The organism is Streptomyces sp. NPDC046712, from assembly GCF_040645695.1.
Classification (GTDB): Bacteria; Actinomycetota; Actinomycetes; order Streptomycetales; family Streptomycetaceae; genus Streptomyces.
This window is the reverse complement of sequence record NZ_JBEYYW010000007.1, coordinates 130782-154280: the sequence shown is the minus strand read 5'-3', so window position 1 is coordinate 154280 and position 23499 is coordinate 130782. Positions and strand designations below refer to the sequence as shown.

Genomic DNA, 23499 nt, shown 5'->3' with positions numbered 1-23499 from the left:
CCCGACGCCGGCAGCGGACCTCGCGCCCACGCGGCGCGGTCTGCCGAAGCCGGGCACGAGCGTGGCGGGCAGGCCTCATCTCCGAGACGCGGGGCGGTGACCGCAGTGCGATCCTCGTCGACCGGGCCCACGATCCACCGCATCCGGACGGGCGTGTCGGATGGGGGCACCGACCGAGGCCGGTTCGGATCCGGCGTCTTAGCTGGTCGCAATGAAGGCGGCGACTCCGGCCATGGCCCCGTGAGCAAGGAACCCTTGGCAGGTCCCCTGGGGGAGCTCTGTGGAATCAACGACGGTCAAGGTCGACCGGTCTTACAGGGGCAAGCGTCGGGCGGTCTCAATCCAAGAGGCCTCGTGACGGTTGTCCGTGATCTCTCTGAAGTTACGGGCGGCTACGGTGCCGGTCGGCCGACGCCTGGTCCTTGGCGCGGTGCTCAGCAAGACGGACACGGCCATTGACAGCGATTTGAACGCCACGTAGGGCTGGACCCCGGAGGACCACCAATCGAGCGGTTCACCTCGCTGGATGGTCCGCCTGACGGCCTTGAACGCTTGGCGGACACCACCGAGCACATCGACCTCCTGTCCGGTCAGCACGCGCTCGGCGGCCACTTTGGCCAGCAGGGCTTCGATCTCTCCTTCGGCTGCGGTCGCCCGCTCGAGACATCCCCAGCCGACATGCTCAGGCGTGGTGACGGGCGTGTGGCCGCTCGTTAAGGCATTCCATGTCTTCCAGACAGCTACGAACTCCCCGTAGAGCCGTTGGAAATCCTGCGCAGCGGCCAGATCCATGTCGCGGTTCTTCTTGACCTGGTCCCAGTGATCCGTCACTCGAGTGGTCACAAGCCAGCCGCCACCGAGAGTAGCCGCGACCGTGAGCAGGGGGACACCTACCAACTCGATGATCGACATAGGTCTCCTGACGAGGGGTCATCGCGGGCAATCCAATTGTGCTGCGCCGTGAGAGAGAAACTCCAAGGATTTCGACTGTAGTTGTGGTCCGAAGGGAAGGTTCAGGCGTCACTCAGATCGGGGATCCAGCCGGTGGCCTGAGCCCAGGCGTCAGCGCGGCGGATGATGTCCCACACAACGGCATCCTTCGCCTGGACGTAGCCGGGCCGGTCGTTGCGGAACTTGGCGGCGAAGCGCCGTTTGGCCGCTGCATACTCGGTCATGGCAGACGTGTGGCAGCGGAGGTAGTCGCGAAACAGCAGTGGGAACTGTTGGGAGAAGCTGCCTAGCTGTCGCACGTGTACGTGTGTGCGGTCCTGACCTGGAGGCTCCCGGAAGTACCGTTTGGTCAGTTCGGGATTGTCCGCCCGGTACACGAAGCCCATGCCTGTCAGCGGGCCCAGGAAGGCGTCGGTCGGCTCCAGCGATGTCACTGAGATCTGGATGTCGATCACCGGCTTGGCCGCCAGTCCTGGCACCGAGGTGGACCCGATGTGGTCGATACGAACTGCAGCATCACCAAGGGCCGCACGCAGGGCCACGCCCCACCCGGCGAACATCTCTGGCCATGCAGGGTCATAAGGCACGATCTCGATTGGCTCGCCCACAGTGAACAGTGTTCCAGATCCACTCCAGGCGTGACCGGGCGCCGCCGGTCTCGAGTGGGATGGTCTTGTGCTGTGGCTGGTGTGATCACGGCGTCAGAGCCGTCTCGGCCAGCCCCGTCCACCGGGCTGAGTCCCCGCCTGCGGCGGCTGCAAAGCACAGACAGCGGCTACCTCGACACCGGACTCGTCGTGCCCCACCGCCGGCGCAAGGGCGAACACCTGCCCGGCCGGAAGGCCCAGTGGTTGTCCCCAAACCCTCCCGCCCAAGCCCGGGACGACCGCCCGGCTCGAAGAACCAACGGCAGGCAACACGCCACGAGGTCGGCCTCGAACTCGCGCCCCACCGTGGTGGATGGTGGGCGGCCAGCCATCGCAGCGAGCCGCGCTTGCTCCGTTGGGCGGCCTCGTCCTTCTTCTCCGGGACGGTGCACTGACAACGCCCTTGCAGCTAGGCACGGTTGGCGCGCGAGGAGTAGGCCTTGTCCGCCCGTACCCGGTCCGGCCGAGTACGGGCGGACGGCCGCCGCCAGGCCGAGGCACACGGATGCTCTTGGGCACAGTCCGCCACGGTGCGCCGGTCCGCTTCCGCCACCGAAACCCATTGATGAGCTGCGGTTTCGTCCACTTCGGTGGCCAACCCCGCTGCCCCGTCGGCAGCAACGACTCCAGCACCGCCCACTGCGCGCCGGTCAAATCACCACGACCCATGGCAATGTCATCCCAGTAGTGGATCACCCGGGTCACCGACAACCCACAGGCCCTAACGTTGGTCCATGCTCAAGATGCCGTCACGAGTCGAACTATGCCCGCTCACCCTCGCCGACCAGGACGAGTTCTGCACGCTCGCGCAGGCCAGCTCCGAGCTGCACCTGCCATGGATGCAGCTACCAGCGACCGCGGAGGAGTTCCAGGTCTGGATGCGTCGCTTTGACGACGGCACCAACCGGGGCTTTCTGGTCCGTGTCCGGGAGACCGGCGCAGCCGCAGGCATGGTCAACATCAACTCGATCATCCGGGGCCGGTACCAGGGCGCGTCCCTCGGCTATGCGGCCTTCGCCCCGTCCGCAGGGCACGGGTACATGACCGAAGGGCTCGCCGTCACCCTGCAGCACGCCTTCACCGACCTGCGGCTCCACCGGTTGGAGGCCAACATTCAGCCGGCGAACAAAGCATCCCTGGCTTTGGTCCAGCGGCTGGGCTTCCGCTACGAAGGGGTTTCCCCCGCCTACCTCTACATCGACGGAGACTGGCGGGACCACGAACGCTGGGCCATCACCGCACCAAACCCCTGGACACCCGATCCATCCCTTCCCGAGGTCTGACTCGCACCGCGTCGCTCATGAATCTGACCCGGAGCCTCGGCGCGCGCCACGTTGACGCCGAGGGCGTCTGCCGAAGTTCGTGCGGGCCCCAGCCCTGGGAGGCTCTCATCCCGTCGTGTCCCGGCCGCACGCTGCTGACCACCATTGGCCGGCTACCGGCTCCTGCGCCTGCCCGATCCGACGGCCGCCGGTCAGCCGTCCCCGCAGGCGCGCCTGCGGAGTGCGGATCACGTCAGGTTCAAGGACGCCGGCAGATCCCGTGCGACGGCGGCGGCCAATGCTGCGCGGGCGGCTCGGGCCGGAGGAGCGTACGGGCTGTCGAGCTGTTCGACGAGGTCGTCGTCCCCGGCTGCCATGCGGTGAAGCGCGCTTGAGACCCGCTCTCTTCCCCGGGCGTCCTCCCGGCCCTCCACACAGGAGTTCATCCGGCGCAACGGTCGACCGGTGCCTGACCGGCGACACGGACGCCCTCGGGGCCGACAGCGCGTTCCTGGACCGCATTGCGAACGCCTACCGGCGCCATCACACCGAGGCCTACGGCCAGGAAAAGCGCTGGCGGAGACATGCCTTCTGGCGCCGTCGGCAGCACTCCGAGTGAAGTGGCCGGACCCGTGCATCCTTCCCGTACGGGCCGGGCGTATGCCGCGCGGCTGCTCCGCAGACGGCCGTACGCAGCGATCACGGCGGCGTACCCGGCGATGGCGATGGCGATGGACTGCGGGCGCCGAATCGGCACGGAGCGATGAGTTCTGAAGTCCTCGACGGTCTGTAGTTGCATGGACAAGATGGAGCACATCGATCTGGGAACGGCTGCGGAGCGGGTGGCACGGCTCGCCGAGGGCATCGACGACGAGCGGCTCGGGGACCCGACGCCGTGTCCGGAGTACGCGGTACGGGATGTGCTCGCGCATCTCGCGGGGCTGAGCGTGTCCTTCCGCGACGCGGCCCGCAAGGACTTCGGGCCGACGACCAGCACGCCGCCCGGGTCGGTCCGGCCGGTCCTGGCGGACGACTGGCGTACCGGGCTGCCTGAGGCGCTGGACGCGCTGGCAGCGGCCTGGCGCGAGCCAGGCGCGTGGGAAGGGGACACTCAGGCGGGCGGCATCGAGATGCCGGCCTCCGTCATGGGCATGGTTGCGCTGAACGAGCTGGTGATCCACGGCTGGGACCTCGCGCGGGCGACAGGCCAGGCGTACGAGGTGAGCAAGGAGGAACTGGCGGTGTCCGAGGCCCTGCTGACTCCGGAGGAAGACGCTTCGGCCGAGGAGGGCTTCTTCGGCCCGGTCGTCCTGGTCCCGCACGACGCGCCGCTGCTCGACCGCGTGGTGGGCCTGAGCGGCCGACGCCCGGACTGGCGCCCTCCGACGTCCTGACCAGCGGTGGAGAGACGGCGAATCACCCCCGGCATGCACAAGGCCGCCCGAGTACATGGAGCGCCGGTTGCGTCGACGCTGACGATGTGGGCCAGGGGCTGCAGCCCCTGGTTGGTGCCGGTGCGGGCGGGGGCGCCTCAACGCGACGGGCAGCGGCTCGGCCAACGGCACTCGGCTCCAGCTACGACGTGCTCTGAAGAAGCCGACCGCAGAAGGACGGTTGGCTGAGGGAAAGGCCCCCGACCCGCCTACCGCATCGGCCGATCCACCGGTGCAATGGGAGGCGCGTTCAGCACGGCCCCTTGTCCTGACCGGTGCCGCAGATCGGGCCGGGGTCTTCGTAGATGGAGATCAGAAAGAGACCGAACGCGATCAAGGCGATCGTCATGCCGATCGCCCAGTACCTGTTCTGCCGGCGACGGGCCTCCTCGTCGCGGGCGTCGCGATCTTCGTCGGCGCTCATGATGTCCCCCCTTGGAAGGCTCCCCGCCGCCGGACGTTCCGTGCGGCGTGCCGTGCCCCCAGAGGGAGTCTTTCTCGTCCACGGGGCACTCACTCCTATCCGTCCCGAGATACGCACCCAGGGCTGCCGGCGGCAGGATCGCCGCCGGCGGCCCGCTCCCGCGCCGAGGTTCCGGTCAGCCGTTGTCCCGAGGCCCGACTCGCCACGTAGCCGCGCGCGTGTCGTGTCGCATCCCCCTGAGTGGCGAACGTGATGATGCGTAAGCACTGCACCCGGTTCGCGCGCAGGGTGCGGCCATGGCGATCAGGGTGTCCTGAGCATCCGAACGATGAGAGCTCAGAACATGCGGTGACCCTGCACCCACGCGGTCCTCGTGCCGTCCTGCCGGACGAGGCGGAACTTCTTGATGCCTTCGTACCTGGCGCCGAGGGCCCGGAACGTGAGGCCGGCGACGAAGCCCACGGAGACGAGTGCGAAAAGGATGCCGACAGGGTTCGTCGACTGGTCCGACTCTTCTCGGGTCTGTCCTCCCAGATGGAAGAGCATGGGTACGGTGACCAGCAGCGAGAGCAGGAGCGCCCATCCGAGTACCAGGTAGATCCGACGCTTGACGCGCGCCTTGGCTTCACTCTCGACCCTGACCGAGAACAGTTTCGTGCACCGCGGGCATGCGAACGTCACGTCCTCGTCGCCTCGCTCCGGGCGGAGCATCTCCGGCGTCGACAAGGCGGCCACGCTCCACTTCACTGTGGCCGAGCTGAGCCCGCTCTCCACGCTCATGCGGCACCCGATACCCAGGGAATAGCTCTCATCCAACGACACGATGTCCCCCTGCTTCCCCAGCCCGGCCCCCTGCTCCGTACGCGGCCTGGCAGCGGCCAGATCGTAGCGTTCGGAAGGCGTGCCGGAACCCTGTCATGGTGGACGTCCCTACCCACTTCCGGCGGCACTCATGACCCATTTCCGGCAGTGGGACGTGCCACAGAGCACGTTCGTGAGGCGGAATCGCGGTGAGGGCCGGACGAAGCCCACCTCACTCGCGAGAACAACAGTAAGTCGCCTCCCCCCGGGGCACTTTGAAGCGAACGACGACAACTGACGTTCCAGCGATCGTCCTGCCGCGAGCAGACGCCACAGCCTGTCGTCATCGGAGGAAGGCCGGCGCGCCGACAGCCGATCGCGAAGGCGAGCTACGCGGTCATGGTGCGCAATACGCGATGGCCCGACCGCTGTTGGGGGTGCCTCGAGGATCATTGGCGGGGTGGTGCATCACGACTTGCCATGTGTCGTTGGGTGTATTGGTGGTGATCCGGTTGGAGACAGCAGGGACAAGCCTGTCGCCCAAACCGTGACCGCCGGAGATCGCCGTCTGACCGGGCGGACAGATGGCGAAGCTGGAACGGCTCTCGGCCAGGGGCACCGTGACGATTTCGCCGAATACGGGGGTGGTTTTGAGGGTGCCCGTCGGCCCGGCCTCACCCTGCGGGCCGGCAGGACCTTGCGGACCAGTCTGGTTCCAGGTGACGGTGAGCTCGTTGGCCCGGCACCGCTCCCCGGCCTCGAAATCGATGCCCCGCAGCGCTCCGGTGCGCTGGCTGTAGCAGCCGGTGTAGACCCTGCGGCGATGACGCCCCGTCCGAATGCGTGCCCGACCGCACTCCCGGGTGGGGGCACGGCCACATTCGACTGTCATACGGCTCAGGGCGATCGGGGCACCGTCAGACCCTCACCTGATACCCGTCCGCTAGACGGCACCGTCTACGGGTTGCGATTGCGCGGACGCCCGAGCTACGACCAGGGATGGGCCCCGGTCGCCCCTCACTTACGCGGTCGAGCACGCCGCCACTCCCGGCACCACACTCGCGCTTACCAGCAACCAACCGCACCCGAGCAAGTGGTTCGGCACACGAAGCAGCCCGATCCTGCCTGCCCAGGCGGCTGACACCATCCGCGCCGCCCTCACCGACGGCTGGACGCCGGAGAGCCCCGGCTCACCATTCCGCCGCGACCAGTCAGCGGGCTTCGTCTCGTCCCACTGACTCACCCTCGCTCGAGGCCTCGTCGACCCGGCGATCAGTGAGGCCTTCCGCCGTCCGCCACCAGTCTGCTCGCCCATGGGGGCGTCCCGTGACTCCTGGTCGTCACTGGGGTGCGTCGCGCAGGTCCCGGATGAACCAGTCGAACCGTGTGGCGTCGTTGCTCCGCGGCTGCTTGCCGAGGGTGAACCCTGCCCGCCGCGCGACTGCAGCGGATGCGGGATTCTGCGGATCGACCCGTATCACCGCCTCCTCCCCGCCCTCAGCGGCCGCGTATTGGGACGCCAGGAGGACCGCGCGGGTAGCAAGGCCGCGCCCCCTCCAAGACGGATAGAGGCCATATGCGACATTCACCTGGCCGGAAGCCAACCCCTCTCCTGCGAACCGCAGATCGATCGTCCCCACGAGCGCCTCGTCGGCGCCCACCCGGATGCCGAAAGCGCGGAGCGGACCGGCGGTCTTCCACTGTTCCCGACAGTGCCGGAAGTAGGCTTCAACGCCCTCGCGCGTGCTTGCACCGCCGTTGAGCCAGCGCACCAGCAACTCATCCTCCCCCGTGAGATGCGCCTCCACATCGTCCAGGCGCAACGGCGACAGAGTGATGATCCCGTCGGACAGCTTCACTTCATGCATCAGCCGATTCTTGACGCCGAAGTTGCGTCGCACCATCGGATTCCGCGGGACGTCGCGCAGAGCTACCCCGCCGCAGGAGATGATCTCGGTATGGCTGGTGTGATCAAGGCGTTGGAGCCGTCATGGATGGCCCCGTCCACGGGCTGGGGCCGAGTGCTCGTACCGTTGTTCGGGTACCGAAGTCGGCGGCGGACCGGTTGATCGAGCCGCGTCAATTCGAGAGCAGCGGAGTGGATCACCTGTTGTAGGTGGATCGGCAGAGCTTTGCGATCGACGGGGAGACCACGTTGTCGGCGGCAGCACAGATCTGCCTCATGTCGTACGGCGCCTGATGGACAGGCACGTGCCGGGATGTGGCTGCGGGCTGCTTCGTCTTTCGCACGGTCGCGGTAGGGCGCGGGGCCGGACGCTGGAGGCGGGGGCGAGACGGTGTGCGGTGTGCGGCGGGGCGGGGAGACGGCGTCGTCGAACTCCTCGTCCTCCTGGTGCTCGCCGGCACTTCCGGCGTGCTGGGACCGGTGAAGGCCAACTCCTCGCGTGCCGGGGCCGGGGTCGGCGGAACGGCGAGCGGTGAAGGCGAGCGCGCCTCCGCGGGCGCCAACTGGGGCTGCTGCGGTGGCCGGTATGAGTCGACCGACACACAACCGCCCACTCCGAGGAGGGCGACGAGGGCAAGAGGCATGATCCAACGCACCCGGCCAGCTTTCCGCACCTACAGCCGCTCGCGGCCGCGCCGGCCGCAGGTTCACCATCACGGGCTACGACCACGGCCCGGGCCCACTCGAGCTTTCTCACCCAGTGTCGTGGTGGCTGAGCTCTCTTGCGCACCCCGCCCGAGAGTTCGCCGACGCCCCAAGACGCAGTCCGCCGTTGGCCCACGTCCACAGCCGTCGCCGCAGAGAGGGGCTCCCGTGGCCCCGGCCGTCGTGAGGCGGGCTCCGGCCCCCTGTTGCGTCCCAGCCCAGGGTCGTAGAGCAGCACCGAGTTGTCGACGGCGGGCTGCGACCGGTTCGTCGTGCGCGCCTACTACGGTCAACGGGGCATTCGCCGCCCCAGCTCCCGTGCCTTCTCGCACAGGCCCGCTCTCCAAGCTCCGCCTTCCGCCGGGGCCGACATCCCTGTGACGGCGGAAACCTGTACGTCTTCAAGCGCGGCTTCGGGGCTTGCTCCGAGTTGCGCCCAGTCCACCCCGATCCCAGCGCGCTCTGCGAGAACCAGCACGATGGCGATGAAGTTTTCAGAGAGCGCGAGGATGATGGCGTGGCTCGTTCTTCGGTGCTGCGCCAGCAGCGCGTTGACGAACGTCTTGAAGGCGGCGGGGTCGATCTGGCACTCGTCGTTCTCCATCGGCCCGATTCCCGATGGGATTCCCAGCTCCGACTCGAAGACGGCTACTTGGCACTGGAACATGCGGGAAGCTCCGTTGGACGGGTTCCACAGGGTCTTATCGCCGATGTCGAAGTACTGGCTCATCGCGGCACCTTTCAGCTGATCATGGCGGGTCAGCGTATCCATCCGGATCGCCGCTGTCGCCGGAGTTACGCCCTGCCCAGACGACGGTGGCAGATGGGCCGTCGCAAGGGTGGAATCAGCTCAGGGGCGTTGTCGACGGCTGGCGACCGCCGGGGCGCGCCGCGCGAGCGTCCGAGTCCGTGGTCGGCCGGCTCGGTGTCGATGCCGCCGGGCGGCTCCTTCTGACGATCCCCATTCCTCCCGGTCCGGCGGCGTGCTGGTGGGCCCGGCAGACAGTGGAGTCGACGCTCACATCCCACGTGATCAGGTCCTCTGCGTCCGCTGGGCCTGCAGTTCGGGTGAAGATGACTTCCAGGTGCCGTTGCGCTGCCAGCGCCTGAACAGGTCATAGACCCGGTCCCACGGACCGTACCGTTCGGGCACATCGCGCCACCGCGTCCCGGCTCGATTCCCCACCGTGTCCCGTTGACCAACTGCCGCTGGGTCCATATCGGCGACCGACCGGTCTTCCTGCCCTTGGGTAAGAGCGTTGCCAGTCGGGCCCACTGTTCGTCGGTCAGATCTCCACGCGCCACGGCTCGTGATCATTTCGCAGACAAGATCAGCTTACGTGACGGTCCGAGGTATGTCACAAATCGATGGCCGAGTGTGTGAGTGAGCGTCAGAATTACCGCCCATGGAACCCGTCTCGCTGACGACGCAGCGTCTGCTTTTACGCCCGCATGATCCCAGGGACGAGGACGCGGTCTTCGCAGCTTGCCAGGATCCCGACCTTCAGCGGTGGACGGACATTCCCGAGCCATACGAACGGCAGCACGCCGCCTTCTACTTACGCGAACTGGTGCCGCGTGGCTGGCGCGACGAAACGATGTACCACTTCGCGGTGGAGGACCGGGAAAGCGGAGTGCTGGTGGCATCCGTCAACGTGCACCGTCACGCTGACACATGGGGAATCGGGTACTGGACCGTGGCGGAGCACAGAGGCCGAGGCTATGCGACGGAGGCGGTACTCGCCCTGGCCAACTGGTCCTTCAACGAACGAGGAGTCCAGCGCCTGGAGTGGAGAGCAGAGGCCGGGAACATGGCCTCCTGGGCCGTAGCAGAGAAGGTCGGCTTCGTCGGGGAAGGCACCCTCCGCGCGGCGCAGACCAACAGGAACACCCTGAGGGACACCTGGGTCGGCGCTCTCCTGCCCGCCGACCTCGGTCTGCCCTTCGCTCTCCCCTACTGCCCCGCAGAGCCCGACCTTCCCGGGTGACGCGCACCGAAACGACGACCGCCAAAAGAACGAGAGCCGCCAAGGCCCAGGGCCGATCCACGTGCCCCTGGACGGCGGGGGCAAGCCCCCTAGGGGCTGTCCGGCGGATCAGCTGGAGCTGAGACCGGAGCACTGCCGCACCCCTGTGCACGTCCCGGAGGACGAGTCCGCTGAACTACCTGACGAACTTTTCGACGCTGTGGACGACCTCATCGAGGCTTACGGCGCGGACGACATCGCCGAGATCGTCGCGCAGGCCGTGGCCACAGGCCGCGTCGCGGTGAGGGAGGCGACCACGTTCCTAGGAGTCGCGCAATGGTCCGGTACTGACAACGGTACTTCGCTGCGGCGCACTCTCGATGACTGGGTGCGACGGGCGGACGACACCGCCCGCCTCCACATGGCTCTCCACCAGGATGTATGGCCCTTGCCGACCACCGTGGAGAAGAACGCCAAACTCACTGAAATCATCGCCCGGTACCCGGAACACCAAGCAATCTGCACACACATGATCGCCACCCGCCCTGCACCCGCTCGGCCGCGCCCTTGAGGGCCATCCCGTTACCATCGCAGCTGCTTGAGGAGACACGGGCCTAGGTTCTGTGCAGCGGATCATGCGCGGAGCCAGAGTCTGATGGCGGTTGTGGTGACGGTGCCGGGGAATACGTAGGCGCGTTTGCGTTCGTCGTAGCGGGTGGCGACGGCCCGGTGGTGTTTGAGCCGGTTGATGGTCCGGTCGACTTCATTGCGGCGGTTGTAGAGCTTGCTGTCAAAGCCGGTGGGCCGGCCGCCCTTGCTGCCGCGGCGTTTGCGGTTGGCCCGCTGGTCCTTCGGTTCTGGGATCGTGTGTTTGATCTGGCGTCTTCGCAGGTGGCTGCGGTTGCGGCGTGAGCTGTATGCCTTGTCGCCGCTGACGTGGTCCGGCCGGGTGCGGGGGCGTCCGCCGCCGGGCCGGGCGACACGGATCCGAGCGAGGACTTCGGTGAACTGAGGTGCGTCGCCCCACTGTCCTGGGGTGACCAGCAGGGTCAGCGGGCGGCAGCCACCCTCGCCGGCGAGGTGGATCCTGCAGGTCAGACCGCCCCGGGACCGGCCGAGTCCCTCGTCGGGGCGGTGGTTTCGAGGCGTCGCTCTTTCTTTGGGACCCGCGGGGCTGTCTCGAGCCGGCCCGCCAGATCGGTGTCGGCCTGGACCGCCCACAGGATCCGGTCCCAGGTGCCGTCGCGACTCCTCTCGCCCGCTCAAGGAGCCCAATCCGGCATTCGACGTTGTCGCCTGGCCTTGTATCGCTCACGGTCGAAGCCGGGCGGGCGACCACCGTCGAGCCCCTGCGAAGGCGGTGCCCGGCCTGGTCGCGCTTTTCCGGAATGGTGTGCGGGATCTGCCGGCGACGATCGGCCTTGACCTGCAACTTCTTCAAGACCCTGGCCCAAGTGCCATCGATCTGTCAGCGGTAGAGCGTGTATGAGGTCCTCCACGGACCGTACCGCTCGGGTATGTCCCGCCACGGCGAGCCGGTGCGAGCACGCCACCAGATCCCGTCGAGGGCCTGCCGGCCAACCCCGTGGGGCCCCATCTCGATATCGGCGGCAACAGCCGCTCCAGCGGCGCGCACTGTTGGCCCGTCAGCTCGCCACGAGCCATTCCAAGATCGTTTCAGATCTTGATCAACGCCTTGGCGCGCGTCCTAGCCCTGCGTCGGGTTGCTGTGCAGCTTGCTCCGTTCCCGGCGGTTGGGGTGTCGGATGATTACTCCTCCCGCCCCGCCGGACCCAGTGAGCCGGATCAGCGGAGTTCCCGGGAGCCGGTCGGGAGTGGTCTTGTCCTTCAGGCCGCCGACGCCGGGATCCATGCCGCTGGTGTCTGCGGCCCAGGCGTCGGGGATGACGATCGTGACACCAGATGTCTCCCCGTACGCCTCCACTGCGACCTCCCTGAGGCGGCACTCAACTCGGGTGAAGTCAACCTTCACACCCCCCACGCCTCCGTGAGCGATCACGTGGCTGGGAACCTCCCAGCGCCCGGGGCCTCGAGACGCGCCATACATGCCGCCCTTGAGCACCAGCGGCGGCTGGCTCTCAGAGGAATTCAGCCTCGGCAAGTCGGCGGTCAGGACGGCCAACTCGGCGTGGGTCTTGGACTTCAGCGCCTGCTCCAGGCGTGAATCCAGCTCATCGAGATCGATTCGCCCCTCGGCTGCCGCATCGCGCAGCTGCTCCACCACTGCTTCCCGGTCGTCGTGAGAGGCGCGGAGCTCACTTGAAGGAGCAGGGCGCGGAGAGGGCTCCAGAGGCTGGGCAGTCATGGCCACAAGGATAAGCAGCCAGCGGGCCGGGCGGGCTGGGACTGCACGTCTCAAACAGTGCCTAGGACCCGTCCTGTCGATCTTGACCATCCAGCGGTCACACTCCGATGAAGCTCACTGTTTCCGTCATGTCCGCTCGCCCGGTACGCAGCCGTGGCACACCTTCCTTCTCGTATCCCACTGAGGCACCACAGAAAAGTACGAGCCCGCCATCAGCTCCGACTATCTGGCGGACAGTCTTGTGGTACATGGTCCACATGACCTGGGGGCAGCTGTGCAACCCTTCCGCCCTCAACAGCAGCATGACCGTCTGCAGGTACATCCCCGCGTCAGCCCATTGTCCGGGCCCCATCGTCCGGTCGATGTAGCAGAAGAGGACAACCGGCGCCCCGAACGCTTCCGAGTTCAAGGCGGCGATCTTCTTGGGCCTGTCGGGGTCGTCGCGCTCGATGCCCAGCGCTCTGTACCGCTGGGCGGCCGCGGCGGAAAAGCGGTCCAGATACGGTGACGTCAGTTCGGCCGGGTACATCGGATACTCCCGGTCATCACCCGGGTCTCCCGCCAGTGCCCTGGCCGTCGCGCGCCTCTTCAGTTCGGCCAAGGGCTCGCCGGTCACAACATACACATGCCACGGCTGGAGGTTCCCGCTCGAAGGAGCCCGCGTCGCTGCGGTCAGCACTCGTTCGAGTCTCTCCTTGGATACGGGCTCATCGCTGAACGCCCGCACAGCCCTGCGGCTGTCCACGGCCTCATATACGTCCACGTCTCGCGTCCTCTCACTCGACCGTGCCCCTCTACCGTATTCAGCCCCCCTGACGATCAGTCCAGTCGTGGGTAGGACTGTGGGAGACATCGATGACCTGACGGATGCTCAGTGGGAGCGGCTTCGGCCACTCCTGCCGGCGAGTAGCGGCGGGCGTTGTGGCAGGTGACGGGGTCACCGGCAGGTGATCAACGGGGTACTGCTCCGGATCAGTACGGTGTGCAGTGGCGGGACCTGCCGGAGGTTTATGGGCCGTAGAAAGCAGTGCACGAGCGGTATCGCCGCTGGTCGGCGGCGGCACCTGGGTGCTCGTGCTCCAGCGGGTGCAGGCCGAGCCCGACGCGGTCGGTGATATCGACTGGGTCGTATCCGTGGACTCGACCTCGGTACTGGCCCAGCAGCACGCGCCCGAGCACGTGTGGCACCACCGTCGAGCCTCAAAGGGGCCTCGCCAGGGCGATCAAGACTCCTCGTGTCCGAATGGAACTGGTCGACCTCCCGGCGGGCGTGGTGCCGAAGGCGAGGCGTTCGGCCGCTCGCGCGGCGGCCTCACCACCAAGCTTCCCCTGAGCGCGGATGGCCGCTCCCGCATGCGCAACACCGTCGAGCGGGCGATCAACCGGCTCAAAGGACTTCCGCGCGCAGGTACCGACAAACGTGGCTAGGTCTTCCTTTGCACGGTATCCGCCGCAGCCTCACGATCTGGCTTCGCAACGTGGTGGCACGGTCAACGTAGTCCTGGCGCCTCGCCGTGGGGCGCCAGGATGGCACCGCCGATTCCCGGTATCGACGCGCTCGGACTCAGGGTGGCTCCGCGTCAAAGCCGCCTTCGAGATAACCGCTCGACCGGCGCGCCGACCTGACTCGGCGTGCCGCCCGTCGTATTGGCCGCCGCGGGTCTGTGGCGCATCCCCGTGCTCGGCCGAGCACGGGCCCGCGAAGGCCACATCCCCGTGATCCGCGACGATCGCCGCGCCTCGGACGCTCTCGGCCTCGCCGCGAAGGCCCTTGAACGGGGACGCCTCGTCCTCATCTACGCCGAGGGCGTCGTCCCCCACCGCCGACGCTGTCGAAGCGCCTCCCCCGCGCCTTTCCGCAGCAGCCACTCGTGCCTCGCCCGCTGCACCGGAGCGTCCGTCGTTCCGGTGGGTTAAGCGGGGTGCCAGCCGTGTCACCTCGGGCAACACGGCAGACCGGCTCGCCGGAGGGGCCGCCGCACCGCTGCGGCGGCCTGCTCACCGCTCGCGTGGACCGGGGACATCGCGGCGCGCACGACGCAGGCCCACACGGCGGTGACTGCCGCATGGAGCACTGCGGCCGACCGCCTCGGGGGGCCTCCTGGCTCGGGCAGGATCGCGGGTCGGGTCGGCTCCTTAGAACGCCTCCGCCTGCGTACGTTCGTCAGGGCCAGGGCCATAGCCAGGACCATGCCCCGGGCGCTGACTTGGAGGAGTGGCGCGTCGCCATGCGCCGGTGCTGCCCAGCCGGCCCAGGAGGAAGGCAATAGGCATCGACACGAGGACGACCGTTTGCAGCGGGAACCAGTCGACGTGCCAGTCAGGAAAGAGCGCCAAGGGGTTGCCGGAGAAGACCGGGCTGGACAGTTGCAGCCCGACGGCGCAGCCCAGACCTCCGTACAACGTCCAGAGCAGGCCGGTCCGGGTGTAGCCCTTCCAGAAGAGGGAGTACACCAGTGCCGGAAGCAGGGAGGAGGCGGCCACCGCGAGGGAGAGAGCCGTCAGGAATTGAACGTTCCACCCCTGGACCCAGACCGCCAGGGCGATGCTCAGGACGCCGACGCCGGCGGACGCCAGGCGGGCGGCGGCCACTTCCCGGCCCTCGGTGGTGCGCCCACGGCGCAGTACGTGGGTGTACAGGTCGTGGGCGATCGTCCCCGCTGCCGCCAGGGTGACGCTCGCGACAACGGCCAGTGTGGTGAGAAAGACGCCGGAGGCGACCAGGACGACGAGCAGCGCCCCGTCGGCATCGGCGCCCGAACCGCCCGCCAGTTCGCCGGCGAGCATCAGCAGCGCGCTGTTTCCGCCCGGGTCGGCGGCCAGGATCGCCGGCGCGCCGATCAACGCCGAGGCCGCGAAGCCCATGAGAGCCGTGGTGAAGCAGAACACGCCCACGATCGTGAGGGTGTGGCGCACGGTTCGGCGGGCGGTGGCGGCGTCGGGAGCCGTTCCGAGTTGCAGGGCGACGTGGGGCAGGCAGGCGACGCCAAAGACGATGGTGATCATGAGACCGATGAAGTCCAGGGTGCCCGCGGGCTCGGCGCTGCTGCCGAAGCGTAGGCCAGGGCGCAGGTAGTCGACGGGACGACCGCTTCCCTGTCCGGCCGCGGCGATCAGGGAGTCGGGGCTCCAGTGGAAACGGTGCAGCAGCACAGCGGACACGCCCACGGCCATGCAGAGCAGGACCACCGTCTTGATCACCTGGATCACGACCGTACCGCGCATGCCGCCGAACGCCGTGGTGCAGACGACGAGAGTACCGATCATGACGACGGCCGTCTTCTCGATGCCCGGACCGGACATCCCCAGCAGCGCCGCGGTGGTCACTCCCGCCCCGGAGAGCTGCACGACCAGATAGGGGACGCAGGTGCAGAGGGTGACGACGGCGACCGCGATCCTCACCGCTCGTCCCGGGGCACGCAGGCCGAACGTGTCGCCCAGGGTGTAGCCGGCGCGCTCGCGCAGGGGTACGGCGAGCAGAAGCAGTACGCCGAGGGAGAGCACGGTGCAGAGCGCGATGAACAGGCCGTCGTACCCGAAGACGGCGACGCTTCCCGTGGTGCCGAGCACCGTGGCCGAGGAGAGGTAGACGCCGGAGAGGACGAGAGCCCCTCGCAGGGGCCGCAGTGTGCGGCCCGCCGTGTAGAAGTCGTTGACGCGGTCCCTCGGCGGGCCGCTGAGGACGCACAGGAACAGGATGGGGACGATGAACGCCACGAAGCAGGCGAGGATCAGTGCCTGGGTGTCCGTGTCCAGGGTGCCGGGCGCGGCGAGCGGGATCGCGGGTCTCATCAGTACTCCCCGTGCTCGTGCGCGGCGTGGCGGCTGCCCGTCCGGGACTCGTCCGCCCGACGGTCGTAGCGCGCCGCCGTCCACACCAGCAGCACTGCCTGGAGGAGTAGCGCCGGCACGCCGATGCCGACTTCGCCCTGGACAGGGGCGGCCATGAAGTCGGCGGCGGAGCAGACGAGCAGCAGATGCACGGCGAAGGCCGTTCCGTTGATCACGGCGAAGGACAGGCCTGGACGACGAGGCCGGGAGTGATGAGGGGAGCGGGGGACGTACGGATAGGTCATAGCGGTCTCTCCTGGCGCGCCTGGGTGCGGGTGGATCGCCTCTGAACGAGGCTCACCAGAGCACCCGGCCCCTCGCCTCGTCCATGCGCTTCGCCCGCACCGGTGTCCGTTCCCAACACCCGACAGGTCTGACTGTGCCGTAGCCCAAGGGAGCTGAGGCCCGAGGGAGCCGAGGGCCTAGGGAGCCGAGGGCCTAGGGAGCCGAGGGCGAAGCGAGCCGACGGCCAAGGGAGCCGAGAGCCAAGGGAGCCGACGGCCAAGCGAGCCGAGGGCCAAGGGAGAGGCCGCTAAGGAGAGTCAGGCCGGTGGGCGACGCCGCTGTGCGTCGTCGGCGGAGCGCGCTGCCGCGGACGGTCCCAGCAGGCGGTGGGCGTCGAGGGCGAGGGTGAGTTGCACCAGGTCGCGGGGGCGGGAAAGCGCGAGGCCGGTGATCTGCTCGATACGGCGCAGGCGGTTCAGCACGGTGTTGCGATGGCAGAACATGTGCCGAGCCGCCTGGACGGTGGAGCCACCGCATTCGATCCAGACGCCGATGGTGTCGAACAGCAGGTCGCGGTCGGCGGGTTCCAGGTCGTACAGGGGCCGCAGCACCTGGCGGACGAGTTCGTTGGACAGCTCGGGCCGCGAGAGAAGGAGTCCGTCCGGCAGGCGGGAGTCGAGGCGGACGACCTCCCCGTCGCGCCGGCAGGTGCGAAGAGCGAGTCCCGCCATGTCACGGGCGCGGGCCAGACTCTCCAGGCCGGGGACCACCGGGCTGATCCCGATGCGGAGCCCCGGGCCGGCGACGAGGCCGGAGGCGAACGCCTCCAGTGGCAGGTCGCCCAAGTGGGCGACGAACACGGCCCGTTGACCCCAGGCATGCCGCAGGACGCGTATGCCCCTCAGCTCCGGAGCGGACCGGGGCACGCGGCCGTACGGCGGTGTCGCCTCCGCGACCGCGACGGCGTACAGGTCGTCGAGCGGCAGATCGAGGATGTCGGCCGCGCTCCGGGTGAACTCGGGTTCCTGACGCGTCTCCAGCAGGGCGGCGAGGATCAGACGTACGCGTTCGGCGTGCCGGCCGGCCACTCCCTCGATGACCTGTCGGTAGGCGTCGGCGACCAGGACGGCGTCGCGGTCGTTGCTCTTCCACACCAGCTCGGCGACGTGTACCAGTCGGCGCGCGTCGCCCAGGCCCTCCCGCTCCACCACGTCGATCATCCCGCTCCAGACTTCGGATCCGGCGACACGGAAGGCGTGCAGGACCTCGTCGAGGGGGCGGCCCTGTTCCGCGCGCCGCATGCCCAGCTCTCTGGTGAACCGCTCGACGTCCACGATCCTGCTCGGATCCACTCCGGTCTCCAGCCCGTGGCGGATGCCGGTTCCCACCGTCTCGCGCACGTCGGGCGGCGCGAGCATCGGGTCGGCGTAGTACGGCACCTCGGCGCGGATCTTCTCCAGGACGGCGTCCGTGAAAACCGTGCCGTACCCGAGAAGCCGCCGGCATGCACGGTCGAAGAGCTCGAGCGAGGAGGACGGGTCCGTGGCGCTGCCGGGGGCGGAACTACGGTGCATGGACGCTCCTGGTGGACGGGGTGCGAGAGCACCGCGCGAGGTGCCGACGTGCTCGATGCGGCGCCGACGCGAGGTGCGGACGTGCTCGACGTGCGGTGCCGGCGCGAGGTGCCGACGTGCGCTGCGCGGAGCGCGGGGTCCTTCTCCGGGCCGGTCGCCGTAGGCGAAAGCCGGCAGCGTCCTTCCCGGCGAACACCATGCTAAGCGGTCGGTCAGAGAGTGGTGAGGTCTCAGCCGGATCGTGATGATTCCGTCGCCACGGACGCGTGATGGCACCCAGGCGAACACGTCCGGAAGCCTCGAGCATGCCCCTGCCAAGCCGAGGGAGCGCCGCCGGCCGACGAGGTGGGAACGCTCCTGCCGGCGGCAGCGGCCGAGGGTGTGAATGAGCGCTGCGGCGCGCAGCGCACGGGCCTTAGGGGACGGCTTGGTGGAGGAGTTCGGCCTGGTGGCGGGCGATCGCGGCGAGTGGGACGTCGAGATCGTCCAGGGTGGGATCGCACTGGCCTGCCCGTTCGGTGACCTCGAGGGTCCAGGGCCGCAGGGACGCGCTCACGCGGCGGCGCTCCGGCCCCCGGGGGCCGGAGCGGGCTGCGCATCGAGGCCGGCTTCCAGGTCGGTGGGGAAGTCACCATGGGCGTCGATCGGCTTCTGCGCGGACCGCTCGTCCGCGCGGCCCAGATGTCGGCTTGTCGAAGCCTGCCGTCCGGCCTGGTGGCTGCTCTCATCTCTGCGCTGATCGACATGCGGCAGGTACGGGCAACCTACTGCCCCGCGGCGTCGCCGCCCCGGCTGTCCACGACCTTCGGCCCCGACCTGTGGCTCGGCGTGTACGTCTCCCGGGAAGGCTCGCGTACGCCGAAGAGGAGGCGGGTCGCCCGGGTGCGGCGTACCAGGAGTTCGTAGGCGGCTATCGTCAGGCCCAGCGAACCGAACGCGATGACCAGGTACTTCAGTAGCATCGGCGCCTCCCAGCCGACGACCCCGTACGCGACGGCGACGACGATGGGCTGGTGGAGGACGTAGAGCGGCAGCACCCCGGCTGCCAAATAGCCGTACAGCCGCAGACCGCGGCCGGGCGACCGGTCGGCGGGGCGGGGTGCTCGGCGGGCCGCCCGTCGGTCCAGGAGGCCGAGGATCGCGACCAGCAGGCACCAGCCCGCCGCCCCGTACAGCGCGCGGCCGCCGATCGCGAGACCGGTCATGTCCGTGAACGGATCACCGTCCTCGGCCTCGCCCGCGAGCAGGAAGAGCGGGAGGCCGGTGAGGAAGAGGGCGAGGCCGAGCATGGCCGCGGGCACGGCGTCGCGGCGCATGGCCGTGCGGATCCGTTCGTCGGCGGCGAGCCCGAACCCGTACAGGAAGAACAGCAGATACGCCCAGCGGCTCCAGCCCGCGAAGGATTCCTCCAAGCCGACGAAGGCGCAGATGAGGGTGAGCGGGACGGCGGGGATCAGCAGGATCGCTCCGCGTCGGCGTACGAGAGCGCCGAGGGTCGGCCGGACGTCCCCCTTCGCCAGAAGGGCCAGCCCGGCAAGGAGGAGGGAGAAGGCCAACAGCAGGACCACGAACCACAGATGACCGGTCTCGAAGTACTCGCCCTCCAGCACGAACGGCGCGTCCGACCACTCCCACCGCACGTCGAAGAAGCGCGGCAGGAAGTCGGCGTAGGACTGGTCGTACGCGGGGTCCGCGGCTCGCTCCCGCAGCCAGACGGGCAGCGGGATCAGCAGCACGGTCGCAACCACGAGCGGGAGGCCGAGCCGCAACAGCCGCTCGCGGGTGAAGCCGGCGGCCCCTCGCCTACGCAGAGAGTGGCAGGCGCCTAGCCCGGCGATCAGGAAGAGCATCGGCATGGCCCAGACGACGGCGAGCCCGGCGACGGCTGTCGTCGCCTGGGTGGTCTCGGCGTTCTTCACGTAGTAGTCGTCGCGAGTGTCGAAGACCAGTGCCGAGTGGAAGAAGACCAGGCCGATGACGACCAGAGTCCGGATGGCGTCCAGTTCGGGCCGCCGCGCTGAAGCGTCCTGGGTCGTCATGCGGCACCCACCCCCGTCGAACGCCGCCCTGTGGTCGTTCCAGGCTAGGGGAATCACGCGGTGAAGCCGAGGTGCGCGGCGGGCAGGAAACTCGTTCAGCTCTCTCGCTCTCTTACTCACCGGCTCCGCGGGCGTGCGCTGGTGCGGGTGGCAGGCGGTGTGCTTCCCGACAACCAAGAAGACCGTGGTCATGAAGCGCTGACCGGCCAACTTTGCACCGCGGGTCAGGGATAGGAGCCTGGGGCTGAAGCGCGGCGGAGGAAACGAGGTCGACTACCTCGCGGTCTGCCCTGCGACGGACATCCCTGTGGCGAAGGGCGGCGTCGACTACCAGGCCAAGGAGGGCGTCGGCACTCTGTGGCAGCTGGCAGTCCACCCCGCATTGCAGTCGCGTGGGATCGGCACGTTCCTTGTCGAAGCCGCGGAACTGCGGATCAGGAGCCGCGGTCTGCGGCAAGCGGGGCTGGCTGTGGAGGAAAGCAACACCCGCGCACGTGCGCTGTACGAAAGGCTCGGCTATGTCGCCTTCGACCGTCAGCCGGACTCATGGGACGCGCAGGCCCCCGATGGATCGTTGCGTCGCTACGAAACGATGTGCACATTGATGCGGAAGCAACTCGCTTAGGGTCAGTCACCTTCACGAGATCTGACAGCAAGCTGGTAGCCCCAGCCGCATGACGCGGCACGCGCGCGTACGAGTCCGGCCGCAGCCCATCACTCACCGCGCCCAGGCGACCGGTTCGCACTGCTGACGTCTGACTTCTCCCCCGGTCATGACCGCCCGCCCAAAGCGTCACCGCACACTCCTCCGGGGGTCAGCAGCGCAAGCGAACGAGCTCATCGACGCCGCCTTGGACAGCTGCCCTCGACTGCACCCCACCCAAGGCCCCACAAGTAGCGGGCTTTGAGAGGTCACCTTTCCCAGAGCACCAGCCCAGTCCCCGTCCTGCCACAGACACAGGCTGCGCGTTTCCCTGCCTACAGGGCCCACCTACTGCTCGGACCGCCCGGTTCGTGTGAGGCGTCAGGGGCGCCACCGGCTGTTCCGAGCCAAAGGGAGGGGTGTTCGCGGTGCGATTGTTGGCCGGGCTCCGCACTGTCCTTCCGTGCCCGGGCCTCTAGCATTCGACCACCCCCGCCCGCACCGGCGGGGCGCCCCGGGGATGCGCCTGACATGTACATGATGCTTCAACCGTTGTCGGCTGCACCACCCCTTCCGCACCACCAGCGCCTCGATCCACCGCAGTAGGTCCGTGACGGCCGCCCGCCTCTGTGGCGCGCCGCACCGCCACCCCGCGACCGGGCGCACGCGTGCGCCCGCGCTCGCCCGGCACTGAAGCACTGGATGGGAGAACCATGAGAGCCCCCTTACTGGTAAGCGGAGCGATCGCCGCTCTGTTCGCCTCGGCCCTGCCCGCACAGGCAGGCCCGTCGTCGATCGTCGACCCGCCCCCGGACAAGATCGTCATCGACATCGCCACCGTGAACGGCTCCGGCTGTCCCCTGGGTACCGCCGCCATCGCCGTGTCCGAGGACAACACCGCCTTCACCGTCACCTACAGCGAGTACCTGGCTCAGGTGGGCGGCAACTCCTCCCCCACGGCAGCCCGCAGGAACTGTCAGCTCAACCTCCTGGTGCACGTGCCCCAGGGGTTCACCTACGCGATCGCCAGCGCCGACTACCGCGGCTACGCGTCGCTCCAGCCCGGTGCGAGCAGTACCGAGAAGGCTTCGTACTACTTCCAGGGCTCGCCGAACACCGCGTCCCGGACGCACACCTTCCGAGGTCCGTACGAGGACAACTGGCAGGCCACCGACGACACCGACTGGGCGCAGCTCGTCTGGGCGCCCTGCGGTGTGCAGCGGAACTTCAACATCAACACCGAGCTCCGGGTGAACGCCGGCACGTCGAACCCGGCCACCACCAGCTACATGACCATGGACTCCACCGACGGTGACATCAGCACCATCTACCACCTCGCGTGGAAGGAGTGCCCCGAGAACTGACACCCGTGGCGCCCCGGCCGGGCTCCCCCTTCCCGGCCGGGGCACTGCTCCCCAAGCAGCCCCGGGGCTCCGACGCGCCTGTGCCGGATCGCGCAGCGGACTTGTCCCAGGACGGCCGGAGTCCGGTGGCCCACGGCCTACGGAGAGCCGGCGGGGGCGCGAACACCCTTCGGCCGCACAGCGCTTGCGCGGTTCGACTGCGCGCCCCTGGCGGGGTGGGCTCGTCATCCACCCTGGGAGCCGAGGTCGATTGTCAGTGGTGGGTGAGACGGTAGGAGCATCCAGTCGGAAAGACGGAAAGAGGGGGAGCTGCCATGTCCGGAAGCCAGAACTACATCAATCACGTTGCTCTTGTGTTGGATGCCAGTTCGTCCATGTCGCACCTCAGCCGCAAGGTCGTCGAAGTCGCCGACCAGCAGATCGCATACCTCGCCCGCCGATCGAGGGAACTGGACCAGGAAACCCGCGTCACGGTGTACGTCTTCGCGGACAAGGTGGAGTGCGTCATATACGACAAGGACGTGCTGCGGATGCCGTCGCTGAAGCAGCTGTACCGGGTCGGCGGAATGACGGCTCTGCTGGCGGCCGCACTGAAGTCACAGCGGGAGCTGGCGCAGACGGCTCAACTGTACGGCGACCACAGCTTCCTGACGTTCGTACTGACGGACGGGCAGGAGAACGCAAGTCATCGCTGCCCGGATTCCCCTGTCAGGAATGCGCGTGAACTCGTGAAGGCCGTGGCCGAGATGATCGAGACGCAGGAGGACAACTGGACTCTGGCCGTCCTTGTGCCTGACCAGATGGGCAAGCGCGAGGCCATGCAGTGCGGATTCCCGAAGGAGAACATCGCCATCTGGGATGCCACGAGCACACAGGGTCTGGAAGAGGCCGGACAGGTCATCCAGCAGGCCACCGAGAAATTCATGGTGGGCCGCGCCCAGGGCATCCGCGGATCTCGGGCAGTGTTCTCCACAGGTGCGGAGGCGGTCAACAAGGACACCATCAAGGCGGCCGGTCTCACGCCCGTGGATCCGTCGAAATACCAGCTGATTCCAGTGGCTCGTGACGCGGCGATCCGGGACTGGGTCATCGAATGCGGGCACACCTACCGTACGGGCTGTGCGTTCTATCAGCTGAGCAAGCCGGAGAAGGTCCAGGCGCAGAAGCAGATTGCGGTGCTGGAGAAGAAGACGGACCGGGTGTACACGGGACCCGAGGCTCGGGCGCTGCTCGGCCTGCCGGACGTGGAAATACGCGTCAAGCCGGACCACAACGACGACTTCACGATATTCGTACAGAGCACCAGCGTGAACCGGAAGCTCGTTTCGCACACGCGGCTGCTGCTCATGCTCTGACCTCTACGGAAATCCCCCGGAGCTCCTGCCGTCCCGCGGTGGACAC

General features: G+C 68.2%; 20 protein-coding genes and 6 pseudogenes. 9 read left to right on the top strand and 17 right to left on the bottom strand.

Annotated features, from left to right (window positions below; all coding sequences use genetic code 11):
- Positions 1 to 312: 312 nt before the first annotated feature.
- The 3 genes from ABZ939_RS12180 to ABZ939_RS12170 all read right to left on the bottom strand — a co-directional run bounded on the left by ABZ939_RS12180 (position 313) and on the right by ABZ939_RS12170 (position 2267).
- Complete coding sequence (locus tag ABZ939_RS12180; protein ID WP_361852305.1) at positions 313 to 912, bottom strand: hypothetical protein; 600 nt, start codon at positions 910 to 912, stop codon at positions 313 to 315.
- A 101-nt stretch (positions 913 to 1013) separates the two neighbouring features.
- Positions 1014 to 1559 carry a GrpB family protein gene (locus tag ABZ939_RS12175; RefSeq protein WP_361852302.1) on the bottom strand — a complete coding sequence of 182 codons (546 nt, stop codon included), beginning with the start codon at positions 1557 to 1559 and terminating at the stop codon, positions 1014 to 1016.
- 93 nt (positions 1560 to 1652) lie between these two features.
- Entirely contained in the window at positions 1653 to 2267 is a 615-nt protein-coding gene (locus ABZ939_RS12170; protein WP_361852617.1) for a transposase, read from the bottom strand.
- 65 nt (positions 2268 to 2332) lie between these two features.
- Between ABZ939_RS12170 and ABZ939_RS12165 the strand changes: the two genes are divergently transcribed.
- Entirely contained in the window at positions 2333 to 2881 is a 549-nt protein-coding gene (locus tag ABZ939_RS12165) for a GNAT family N-acetyltransferase (RefSeq protein WP_361852299.1), read from the top strand.
- Between the two features lie 785 nt (positions 2882 to 3666).
- The gene (locus ABZ939_RS12160) at positions 3667 to 4254 is read left to right on the top strand and encodes a TIGR03086 family metal-binding protein (RefSeq protein WP_361852614.1); all 588 of its coding nucleotides are present in this window, start codon (positions 3667 to 3669) and stop codon (positions 4252 to 4254) included.
- A gap of 289 nt (positions 4255 to 4543) precedes the next feature.
- Here ABZ939_RS12160 and ABZ939_RS12155 read toward each other — a convergent pair whose 3' ends face one another.
- The 5 genes and pseudogenes from ABZ939_RS12155 to ABZ939_RS12135 form a co-directional block, all read right to left on the bottom strand.
- Positions 4544 to 4717 (bottom strand): hypothetical protein, encoded by a 174-nt coding sequence (locus ABZ939_RS12155; RefSeq protein WP_361852296.1) that lies wholly within the window; start codon positions 4715 to 4717, stop codon positions 4544 to 4546.
- A 336-nt stretch (positions 4718 to 5053) separates the two neighbouring features.
- Positions 5054 to 5539 carry a hypothetical protein gene (locus ABZ939_RS12150; RefSeq protein ID WP_361852293.1) on the bottom strand — a complete coding sequence of 162 codons (486 nt, stop codon included), beginning with the start codon at positions 5537 to 5539 and terminating at the stop codon, positions 5054 to 5056.
- A 1319-nt stretch (positions 5540 to 6858) separates the two neighbouring features.
- Positions 6859 to 7422 carry a GNAT family N-acetyltransferase gene (locus ABZ939_RS12145; protein WP_361852290.1) on the bottom strand — a complete coding sequence of 188 codons (564 nt, stop codon included), beginning with the start codon at positions 7420 to 7422 and terminating at the stop codon, positions 6859 to 6861.
- A 996-nt stretch (positions 7423 to 8418) separates the two neighbouring features.
- A complete protein-coding gene (locus ABZ939_RS12140) occupies positions 8419 to 8859 on the bottom strand; it encodes a DUF6086 family protein (RefSeq protein WP_361852611.1) in 441 nt (146 codons plus the stop codon).
- Positions 8860 to 9103: 244 nt separating this feature from the next.
- Positions 9104 to 9348 (bottom strand): annotated as a pseudogene (locus ABZ939_RS12135) (transposase); the annotation flags it as partial.
- 187 nt (positions 9349 to 9535) lie between these two features.
- On the opposite strand from ABZ939_RS12135, the gene ABZ939_RS12130 reads away from it, so the two are divergent.
- Complete coding sequence (locus ABZ939_RS12130; RefSeq protein WP_361852287.1) at positions 9536 to 10117, top strand: GNAT family N-acetyltransferase; 582 nt, start codon at positions 9536 to 9538, stop codon at positions 10115 to 10117.
- A gap of 199 nt (positions 10118 to 10316) precedes the next feature.
- Positions 10317 to 10667, top strand: coding sequence for a hypothetical protein (locus ABZ939_RS12125; protein ID WP_361852284.1), 351 nt, complete (start codon positions 10317 to 10319; stop codon positions 10665 to 10667).
- 62 nt (positions 10668 to 10729) lie between these two features.
- Here ABZ939_RS12125 and ABZ939_RS12120 read toward each other — a convergent pair.
- The 4 genes and pseudogenes from ABZ939_RS12120 to ABZ939_RS12105 form a co-directional block, all read right to left on the bottom strand.
- A pseudogene (locus ABZ939_RS12120) lies at positions 10730 to 11215 on the bottom strand (IS5 family transposase); the annotation flags it as partial.
- 352 nt (positions 11216 to 11567) lie between these two features.
- Positions 11568 to 11663, bottom strand: a pseudogene (locus ABZ939_RS12115) (transposase); the annotation flags it as partial.
- 141 nt (positions 11664 to 11804) lie between these two features.
- Entirely contained in the window at positions 11805 to 12422 is a 618-nt protein-coding gene (locus ABZ939_RS12110) for a DUF1707 domain-containing protein (protein WP_361852281.1), read from the bottom strand.
- Positions 12423 to 12519: 97 nt separating this feature from the next.
- Positions 12520 to 13185, bottom strand: a complete 666-nt coding sequence (locus tag ABZ939_RS12105; RefSeq protein WP_361852278.1) for a nitroreductase — start codon at positions 13183 to 13185, stop codon at positions 12520 to 12522.
- A 178-nt stretch (positions 13186 to 13363) separates the two neighbouring features.
- Here ABZ939_RS12105 and ABZ939_RS12100 point away from each other — a divergent pair.
- Together ABZ939_RS12100 and ABZ939_RS12095 are read left to right on the top strand one after the other, a co-directional pair.
- Positions 13364 to 13766, top strand: a pseudogene (locus tag ABZ939_RS12100) (transposase); the annotation flags it as partial.
- Between the two features lie 282 nt (positions 13767 to 14048).
- Positions 14049 to 14522: pseudogene (locus ABZ939_RS12095) on the top strand (1-acyl-sn-glycerol-3-phosphate acyltransferase); the annotation flags it as partial.
- Positions 14523 to 14558: 36 nt separating this feature from the next.
- Here the strand turns inward: ABZ939_RS12095 and ABZ939_RS12090 are convergent.
- From ABZ939_RS12090 to ABZ939_RS12070, 5 genes are all read right to left on the bottom strand, one after another.
- Positions 14559 to 16214, bottom strand: a complete 1656-nt coding sequence (locus tag ABZ939_RS12090; RefSeq protein ID WP_361852276.1) for a cation acetate symporter — start codon at positions 16212 to 16214, stop codon at positions 14559 to 14561.
- Positions 16214 to 16498: a hypothetical protein gene (locus ABZ939_RS12085; protein WP_361852273.1), complete on the bottom strand. Its 285-nt coding sequence runs from the start codon at positions 16496 to 16498 to the stop codon at positions 16214 to 16216. Before ABZ939_RS12085 ends, ABZ939_RS12090 begins: the two co-directional genes overlap by 1 nt.
- A gap of 297 nt (positions 16499 to 16795) precedes the next feature.
- Entirely contained in the window at positions 16796 to 18052 is a 1257-nt protein-coding gene (locus tag ABZ939_RS12080; RefSeq protein ID WP_361852270.1) for a helix-turn-helix domain-containing protein, read from the bottom strand.
- Between the two features lie 415 nt (positions 18053 to 18467).
- A complete protein-coding gene (locus ABZ939_RS12075) occupies positions 18468 to 18608 on the bottom strand; it encodes a hypothetical protein (protein WP_361852268.1) in 141 nt (46 codons plus the stop codon).
- Between the two features lie 208 nt (positions 18609 to 18816).
- A complete protein-coding gene (locus tag ABZ939_RS12070; protein ID WP_361852265.1) occupies positions 18817 to 20091 on the bottom strand; it encodes an acyltransferase in 1275 nt (424 codons plus the stop codon).
- Positions 20092 to 20356: 265 nt separating this feature from the next.
- On the opposite strand from ABZ939_RS12070, the pseudogene ABZ939_RS12065 reads away from it, so the two are divergent.
- The 3 genes and pseudogenes from ABZ939_RS12065 to ABZ939_RS12055 all read left to right on the top strand — a co-directional run.
- Positions 20357 to 20716: pseudogene (locus tag ABZ939_RS12065) on the top strand (GNAT family N-acetyltransferase); the annotation flags it as partial.
- A 731-nt stretch (positions 20717 to 21447) separates the two neighbouring features.
- The gene (locus ABZ939_RS12060; protein WP_361852262.1) at positions 21448 to 22098 is read left to right on the top strand and encodes a DUF4360 domain-containing protein; all 651 of its coding nucleotides are present in this window, start codon (positions 21448 to 21450) and stop codon (positions 22096 to 22098) included.
- 314 nt (positions 22099 to 22412) lie between these two features.
- The gene (locus ABZ939_RS12055; protein ID WP_361852260.1) at positions 22413 to 23453 is read left to right on the top strand and encodes a vWA domain-containing protein; all 1041 of its coding nucleotides are present in this window, start codon (positions 22413 to 22415) and stop codon (positions 23451 to 23453) included.
- The last annotated feature ends 46 nt before the right edge of the window (positions 23454 to 23499 follow it).

What these genes read in the sequence shown, in the direction of transcription:
- ABZ939_RS12180 (WP_361852305.1), bottom strand. Translation starts at nt 912, where the DNA reads ATGTCGATCATCGAGTTGGTAGGTGTCCCCCTGCTCACGGTCGCGGCT.
- ABZ939_RS12170 (WP_361852617.1), bottom strand. Translation starts at nt 2,267, where the DNA reads ATGGGTCGTGGTGATTTGACCGGCGCGCAGTGGGCGGTGCTGGAGTCG.
- ABZ939_RS12165 (WP_361852299.1), top strand. Translation starts at nt 2,333, where the DNA reads ATGCTCAAGATGCCGTCACGAGTCGAACTATGCCCGCTCACCCTCGCC.
- ABZ939_RS12160 (WP_361852614.1), top strand. Translation starts at nt 3,667, where the DNA reads ATGGAGCACATCGATCTGGGAACGGCTGCGGAGCGGGTGGCACGGCTC.
- ABZ939_RS12155 (WP_361852296.1), bottom strand. Translation starts at nt 4,717, where the DNA reads ATGAGCGCCGACGAAGATCGCGACGCCCGCGACGAGGAGGCCCGTCGC.
- ABZ939_RS12145 (WP_361852290.1), bottom strand. Translation starts at nt 7,422, where the DNA reads ATGGTGCGACGCAACTTCGGCGTCAAGAATCGGCTGATGCATGAAGTG.
- ABZ939_RS12140 (WP_361852611.1), bottom strand. Translation starts at nt 8,859, where the DNA reads ATGAGCCAGTACTTCGACATCGGCGATAAGACCCTGTGGAACCCGTCC.
- ABZ939_RS12130 (WP_361852287.1), top strand. Translation starts at nt 9,536, where the DNA reads ATGGAACCCGTCTCGCTGACGACGCAGCGTCTGCTTTTACGCCCGCAT.
- ABZ939_RS12110 (WP_361852281.1), bottom strand. Translation starts at nt 12,422, where the DNA reads ATGACTGCCCAGCCTCTGGAGCCCTCTCCGCGCCCTGCTCCTTCAAGT.
- ABZ939_RS12090 (WP_361852276.1), bottom strand. Translation starts at nt 16,214, where the DNA reads ATGAGACCCGCGATCCCGCTCGCCGCGCCCGGCACCCTGGACACGGAC.
- ABZ939_RS12085 (WP_361852273.1), bottom strand. Translation starts at nt 16,498, where the DNA reads ATGACCTATCCGTACGTCCCCCGCTCCCCTCATCACTCCCGGCCTCGT.
- ABZ939_RS12080 (WP_361852270.1), bottom strand. Translation starts at nt 18,052, where the DNA reads ATGCACCGTAGTTCCGCCCCCGGCAGCGCCACGGACCCGTCCTCCTCG.
- ABZ939_RS12070 (WP_361852265.1), bottom strand. Translation starts at nt 20,091, where the DNA reads ATGACGACCCAGGACGCTTCAGCGCGGCGGCCCGAACTGGACGCCATC.
- ABZ939_RS12060 (WP_361852262.1), top strand. Translation starts at nt 21,448, where the DNA reads ATGAGAGCCCCCTTACTGGTAAGCGGAGCGATCGCCGCTCTGTTCGCC.
- ABZ939_RS12055 (WP_361852260.1), top strand. Translation starts at nt 22,413, where the DNA reads ATGTCCGGAAGCCAGAACTACATCAATCACGTTGCTCTTGTGTTGGAT.